Origin of the sequence: Sphingomonas sp., from assembly GCF_042091075.1 — a bacterium.
Lineage (GTDB): Bacteria > Pseudomonadota > Alphaproteobacteria > Sphingomonadales > Sphingomonadaceae > Sphingomonas.
In genome coordinates, this window is the sequence record NZ_JBELIE010000016.1 from 26,367 (window position 1) to 32,550 (window position 6,184).

Sequence of the window (6,184 nt, forward strand, 5' to 3'; positions counted from 1 at the left end):
CGCGGCCGGGCCGGCGGGGCGGGCGGCGGGCCGCCCTTGCCCCCCGGCGATTACAGGTCGAGGATGCGTTCCGGCTTCAGTTTGCCTGTCACCAGATCCCTTACCGCGATCCAGTTGCCGGCGACGCGCCCGCGGCGATCGACCCAGGCTTCGGGTCGGAGCGCCTTGGCATGGTTCGAGGCGACGTTACGCACCATCAGCGCGAGCGCCTTGTGCACCGGCATCGTGCCCTTACCGATCAGATAGAGCGGATTGGCGATCTGCGAATAGCCCAGCCGTTGGCCGCCGGTGCGTCCGCCCTTTACCCCCTGGTGGACGCCGACGAAGGCATCGGTGCGGCACACGCGCCCGCGCTTGAGCAGCCGTCGTGAGAAATCGATGTCCTCCTGCCATGCGTAGAGCGGCAGCCGTTCGTCGAAACGCAGCCCCTGAATCATCGAGTGGCGGAATGCCATGTTGCAGCCATAGGTGCCGATGATCGGGTGAAGGTTCAGCGGGCGATCCTCGCCACTGGCGTCGAACGCATCGACCATCTCCCTGGCGACGTCGAAGGTGATCCCCGCCGTATTGATCCCGTCCGCCAGCAGCCGGCCCGACGCACCCGCCAGATCGGGATAGCGTTCGAACACCTGCACCATACCTTCCAGACAGGTGCGACTGGGCACATAATCGTCGTCGAAGAAGGCGACGAGATCGGGCTCGCTCGTCAGCGAGGCGAGGCCGAGATTGCGCTGATGACACGCCCCCTTCGGCCCGCGCAACACGCGCACGTCGGGATCATCGAAGCCGGCGGGCAGGTCGCTTTCCTGCGCCGTGGAAAAGATGATCTCGCTCGGGGTGACGGTCTGACGACGGCAATGTTCGCCCCAGCGCGCCAGTTCGACCGGCCGCCCCACGCTGGCAATGATAACAGCGACCTTCATCGTCTTACTCACTTCCCTTGGATTCCAGGCGGTTCGCCGGCTGGGCGCAGCGCCTGATGGTGTCGATCAGCATGCCCCCGGCCCGCGCCCAGGTGAAGCGTCCAGCCTGTTCGCGGCCCTCCGCCCGCAGCCGTGCGAAGAGGGTGGGATCGTCGCGCAAGGCACCGATCCGTGCCTGCCATTCCTCCGCGCGATCCGGCGCGGCGTATAACGCGGCGTCGCCGCATACCTCGGGCAGCGCGCCGCACGGAGCGACCACCGCCGGCGTGCCCAGCAGCATCGCCTCCAGCGGCGGCAGGCCAAAGCCCTCGGTCGTCGACGGCATCGCGAAGCACAGCGCCTGCTCCAGCAGGCCGCGCAACGCGCCGTCGCTGACCGGCCCGGTGAAGATCACGTCGTCGGGCAGATCGGGGCAGGCGGCGCGCATTTCTTCCGCGCCGGCCTTGCCGACCAGTACCAGCCGGAGATCACCCATCGCACCGTCGCGGAAGGCGCGCAGCAGGATGGCGATGTTCTTATGCGGCTGCGTCGTCGACAGAGCGGCGACATAGCCGCGCGACCGCAGGCCCCATCGCGCGGGTGCATCGGCCTCGGGCGTGACCGCGAGGATATGGTCGCAGCCATTGGGGATCACCGTGATACGGTCCGCCGGCGCGATGCCGAAGCCGACCAGTTCGCGCTTCGAGAATTCCGAGACGGTCAGGATCTGCAGATTGCGCCGGCCCAGGCGCGGCAACAGGAAGCGATACCAGGTGACGAAGGCGCGCGAATAGGAGCCGGGGGAGGTATAGACCTGCGCATCATGGATCATCGTGATGCCGCGCCGCGTCGCCATCGGCCCGACATTGGCGAGCGACAGGATGATGTCGCCGCGCCCGACCCTGGGCAGCACCATCTGCTCCCAGATCTGTCCGCCCCGGCGGCCCGATTGCTCGACGGGCACGCCCGCCACCGTCGCGGGCACATCGCCCGACGGTGCCGCCACGGCCACGCCGCGCGGCAGCGACGCGCGCAGCTCATCCTGGCGCTCGCCCAATTGCTGCAGCAGCGCGGTGGCGACGCGCTGAACGCCGGTCGGCCGCGCATACAGGAACCGCCCGTTTATCAGCAGGCGATCCGGACCGGGCAAACGCATAACGAGTCCTTTTCACTGCCCCCGATGGAAAGATCGCGGGGGCGGAACGATCGGTTAGCTGTTCGGCGGTGCGGGGGAAGGTGCATTTTTTCCCGGCGTGGCACAGTCGGAACAAGGTGGCGGGGCCGATGGTCAACCGTCGGCGGCGATACCGAGCAAGGCGCGCGATAGCTCGACGTGTCGCCTCGCATAGGCCTGGGAACTCAAGCCGTCGGGCCCCATCCGCCGCTGCGCGGCGATCGCCTGGCGATAACGCTCGTCGGGATCGGCGAGCAATCGTCCGATCGCCTGCTCCATCGCGTCGATATCGCCGACCGGCACGTAGCTGATCTGGTCGCGGTCGAAATAATCGATCAGGCCGCCGACGTCGGTGGCCACCGCCGCGATGCCCGACAGGGCGGCCTCCTGCAGCGCGGTGATCCCCGACGCATGCGCATTGGGTTTGAGCGGCACCACCGCGACGGTGGCGCGGCGATACAGATCGAGCAGATCCCGATTGCTGGTGACGCCGCGGATCTCGACGTTCGGCACGCCGTCGGCCAGCGATGGCGCGGCCTTGGTCGATACGATTCGCAGCCGCCAGTCGGGATGGCGCGCGACCGCGGCGATCAGCGTTGGCCAGTCGCGATGTTCGTCATTGCCGACCGCCACGATGAGTTCGCTGCCGTCATTGGCGCGGTGCTGCGGGGCATGGATCGTGTCGGCGGCGATGCCGAACAGCACCAGTTCGGTGCGCGCGTGCGGGAAAAGCCGGCGCGCCATCGCCAGATTCTCGCGCGAGTGAAAGGTCAACACGTCCGCCCGCCGCAGCAGACGGCGGAAATACGCCCGCCGCACCATGGGAAAGCGGCGCCAGTGATCCATCAGCCACACGCTCTGCGCGAGCAGCTTGGGCCGCTCGCCGGGCTTTCGCCCGCTATTGGCGAAGAGCTGGCTGATCGCCAGATGCTGGGACTCGGTGTGCGTCCAGACGACGTCCGCCGCCAGGATCGCATCGCGATTGCGCCAGGCGTGGATCAGGTCGAACCCCAGCAGGGCGCGGGCGCCGCCGCGGATCAACTTGCCGACCGGGCCCTCGCGATGATCGCGGGAGAACGTCATCGCGCTCACCATCGCTGCGGCGTGGCGGTAACCGTAGGAATCGCGATCGTTGATGCCGATCAGCGTGCCGTCGTCATATGCCTTCGCCCACGTCGTTTCGTCGCGGCCATAGGCCAGATGCACATGTACTTTCATCGCACGCCGCCCCGCGTAGCAGTAGAGGGAAAGGTCGTCGGAGAATGCCTTGTCGCACGACGACTATTTTGATTTCGTGAAAGCCCTGACGTAATCCACCTGCATGGCGCGGTCATCGGGCATGCCATCGATCGGCCAGCCGCCCCCCGCGGTCAAATTCAGCAACAGCATCTTTGGTTGCAGATAGGCCGGTGACGACGGAAAGCAGGCGACCGATCGTCCGTCGAGAAAGATGTTGATGACATCGGCTTCGACGCTGACGCCGTAGCGGTGCATCGCCCTGGAAAGCGATCCCGAAGGGACCGCCACCCGCTGGGGGCCTTGCGACACGCTCTTGCCGTCGGTCCACAAATGGGTGGTGACCATATAGCCGCCGGGATCGCGGCCGTAATATTCCAGCACGTCGATTTCCGGCGACGGCTTCCCCTTCGTTCCGATCGATCCCAGCCAGAAGGCGGGCCAAACGCCGTTGCCCTCGGGCAGCCTGGCGCGCATCTCGAAATAGCCGGTCCGTTGCAGGAAACCGCGTCCGGCGGGATCACTCGATGACAGCAGGCCGCCCTCCCACTTGCCCTCGCCATTGCGACGCATGTGGATGGTCAGCAGACCGCCGTCGACAGTGAAGGGAAAACCCGGCCGGGGATCGACGAACGGGGCGTCCCCGAAATCGCCGTTCCACGGGGTGTGCGCGGTCCAGCGCGTGCCCGGGCCGCGTGCCGAGACATCCAGCCGGTCGAACGGCTCATCGAACGTCTTGTCGTAGCGCGACAGGTCGATCGTCGCGGCGCAGCCGGCGGCGCGGGGCGCGCAGGCGGCCGCACTCGCGAGCAATGCGCCGCAGACCGTGATCGTCACCGCCGATGTCAGCAGCGGGGCGCGGCGCATGAGGGCGTGGCAGATGGAGGGCATAGGGATCGCCTGCTTCGTCGCGGGGGGAAACATGGACTGTGCCCGCCCTTACGACAAACCGGCGGTGAAGGGGGTAATTATTTGTTAACTTCTCGCGCGGACCAGCCTTTGCCGGACGGGGGTGGTGGACTGGGTCGGCGAACCGGCCACGGCCATGGCCGCAACCGCCCGGTCGCCCGCGCCCCGATATATGTATAGTTTCATTTCGGCGCGCTTTTCTTCCACCTGACGCACCGCTCGCCTACAAGCCACTTACGCGCCCGCCCGACATCAGCTATTCCAGAAGGCGCCGGGGAGGATGGATCCGACAGAGCGATAATGATCATAACAACGTTCAGGGTAAGTGCGGCCGCGATCATGGCCATGCCATCGCGGCGTCAACACACGCTCGGCCCTGGCATCGCAGGGTTTTAGAGGGACTTTTGTGACCGTCGATCACGTATCGCCCAAGACCTGCGTTTGTTATATCGCAAATCAGGGCTATTTGTTTCAGTCTCTCGTCAGCGCGATCCAGGCGCGCCAATTGTCGCCGGCCGATTGCGACATCATCCTGTACGATCTGACCCGGTCTCCGGGAGAGGAAAGTGCCCGGATCAGGCACGTCTGCGACGTGAAAGGCATTCGATACATCTGGGAAAGCCCCGAGTGCCTGGGCGGGTTGCACATCATGAACGCGCGGCTGTTCCTCGATCAGCTTCTGCCGTCGCACTATCGCGAGATCCTGTATCTCGACGGCGATACGCAGGTGGTCGGTGATCTGACGCCGCTGCTGTCATATCGGCCACTCGATGGCCATTTGTGCGCGGTGCGCGATCCGATGATCTATCTGCGCCGTGTCGATCGCCTCGCCGAAGGGTTTGAGGCCGAGATCAGCGCGTTCGGTGAGGAATATGTCAACAGCGGCGTGTTTCGGGTCAGCCGCGACAGCTGGGCCGCGATCTCACGCGAGGCCCTGGCGCAGATGGGGAGCGACACCAATGCGCTCCATTTCGAGGATCAGACGATCATCAATCGCGTCACCGCGGGGCGGCGCGACTTCGCCTCGATGCGCTGGAACTTCCCTGGTTTCATTCTGGGCTATGGCATTGAGGCGATCACGCCGCCCTCGATCGTGCATTTCATGTCGAATCCGCGCCCGTGGCAGGGCGCCTATGCGCCATGGGGCCGCTCGTGGCAGACACCATATCTATGCGTCGCCAAGGAATTCCCGGAAATCGAGGAATATTGCGATGCGTTGGTGTTCCGTAAGCGCGCGGCCTATAAGATCAAACAGATCGCCAAATCTTTCATCGAGCGCCGGTTGTGGAGCGCGGGCGATGTAAGAAACCACATCGCGGAGATGGAATCTAAGACGGTGGTGTAGCAGATTAGAACAGTATCACTGCCATGTCCATTCACAGATGAACGCATGTCGTTCATGAGTGGGGATGGGGTACGACAATTGCCGCTTGGGCCGTGCGTGATCGGTATTTGATGGATGGGTTCGGGAGAGTCGCGATGCGCGCAGAAGTGGGGAGGGACGGGCGCTGCGCGACGCGAATCGCGGTGACGGTCCGCACGATTCCCGCGCCTCGCGCAGCGATGCGGCGCCACGTTCGTTTCGATCTGACACACGGACTGAATGATCGTTGATGCTGGGACCGGCGACCTCGAGATACCTGGTGATCACGCGGGCGGGGCCGAACAGCCTGCATCGCCACTGGCTCGCGCCCGCGGGCGAGCGGCGCTTCGACCTGCTGGTCGCGTCGTTCGCGCCGCTGAGCGACTGTCCGGTCGAGCCGGGTATCTTCCACATCTATGTTCCCGGCAAGAAGGTGCAGGGGTGGAAAGCGACGTTGCAGCAGAACCTCGATTTCATCGAGCAATATGATTATGTGGCGCTGATCGACGACGATATCGACACGGATGCCGCCAGTATCAGCGCAATCTTCGATATCGGTCGTGACGAGGGGTTCTCGATCTTTCAGCCGGGACTGACCTG

Annotated in this window: 6 protein-coding genes; 2 read left to right on the forward strand and 4 right to left on the reverse strand. The window is 65.1% G+C overall.

Translation table 11 applies throughout. The annotated features are described in order from the left end of the window. Positions 1-50: 50 nt before the first annotated feature. From ACFDSW_RS03080 to ACFDSW_RS03095, 4 genes are all read right to left on the reverse strand, one after another. A complete protein-coding gene (locus tag ACFDSW_RS03080) occupies positions 51-923 on the reverse strand; it encodes a glycosyltransferase family 2 protein (protein ID WP_375248806.1) in 873 nt (290 codons plus the stop codon). Between the two features lie 4 nt (positions 924-927). Continuing rightward, positions 928-2,058 (reverse strand): glycosyltransferase family 4 protein, encoded by a 1,131-nt coding sequence (locus tag ACFDSW_RS03085; RefSeq protein WP_375248807.1) that lies wholly within the window; start codon positions 2,056-2,058, stop codon positions 928-930. Positions 2,059-2,190: 132 nt separating this feature from the next. Then, positions 2,191-3,294 (reverse strand): glycosyltransferase family 4 protein, encoded by a 1,104-nt coding sequence (locus ACFDSW_RS03090; protein ID WP_375248808.1) that lies wholly within the window; start codon positions 3,292-3,294, stop codon positions 2,191-2,193. 63 nt (positions 3,295-3,357) lie between these two features. Beyond that, positions 3,358-4,179, reverse strand: a complete 822-nt coding sequence (locus ACFDSW_RS03095) for a glycoside hydrolase family 16 protein (protein ID WP_375248809.1) — start codon at positions 4,177-4,179, stop codon at positions 3,358-3,360. Between the two features lie 508 nt (positions 4,180-4,687). On the opposite strand from ACFDSW_RS03095, the gene ACFDSW_RS03100 reads away from it, so the two are divergent. Continuing rightward, complete coding sequence (locus ACFDSW_RS03100; protein WP_375248810.1) at positions 4,688-5,566, forward strand: glycosyltransferase family 8 protein; 879 nt, start codon at positions 4,688-4,690, stop codon at positions 5,564-5,566. A gap of 268 nt (positions 5,567-5,834) precedes the next feature. Then, positions 5,835-6,184: hypothetical protein (locus ACFDSW_RS03105; RefSeq protein WP_375248811.1), on the forward strand; the 350-nt coding region annotated here is incomplete at its 3' end.